The 589-nt window shown below is 64.5% G+C and carries 1 protein-coding gene; it reads right to left on the bottom strand.

All coding sequences use genetic code 11. The features are described 5' to 3' along the window. Window positions 1-62: 62 nt before the first annotated feature. Window positions 63-589 (bottom strand): IS110 family transposase (locus E2K76_RS20180; protein WP_136686218.1); only part of this gene is annotated, 527 nt, incomplete at its 5' end.

Raw genomic sequence — 589 nt, 5'->3', positions numbered from 1 at the left:
GCGTATGTTCTCCGTTCCATGCTGTTCTCTCCTTTGCGAACTCCGTGATAGCCGTGGCGCGCCTAGATCGCGTCCGCGGCCATGTCTCTATCGTGCGGGGCGTCGAAGCGGGTGCCATGTCGCAGGATGCTCCAGGCGGTCCGAGCCAGTTTGTTCGCCAGCGCAATGGCCGCCTTGTTGTGGGGCATTCGGGCGACTGCAGCGCTCAACCAGGCGCCGAAGCGGAATGCGGGCCATCGGTGCGGGCGCATCATGATGACCTTCGCCGCCTGAACGAACAGCGTTCGCAAATACCTGCTGCCCCGTTTGCTGATCCGACCGAGGATGGTGCGTCCGCCGGTGCTGAACTGGCGTGGCACCAGCCCGACCCATGCCGCGAAGTCCCTGCCATGGGCAAAGGCCTCGCCCTTGCCGATCGCGGCGACCAGCGCGGTCGAAATCATCGGGCCGATGCCGGGGATTGTCATGATGTTCGCGCAATTCTCCTCGGCTCTGCTGACCTCCACAATCTCTGCCGAGATCGCGTCGATCCGATGGTCCAGCCACTGCCAGTCCGCGCGCAGGCCCGTCAGGATCATGCGCATCCTCG

The sequence above is a fragment of the Falsirhodobacter xinxiangensis genome (genome assembly GCF_004959935.1).
Lineage (GTDB): Bacteria > Pseudomonadota > Alphaproteobacteria > Rhodobacterales > Rhodobacteraceae > Falsirhodobacter > Falsirhodobacter xinxiangensis.
The sequence above is the reverse complement of the archived record's forward strand: the minus strand, read 5'-3'. Positions and strand labels throughout refer to the sequence as shown.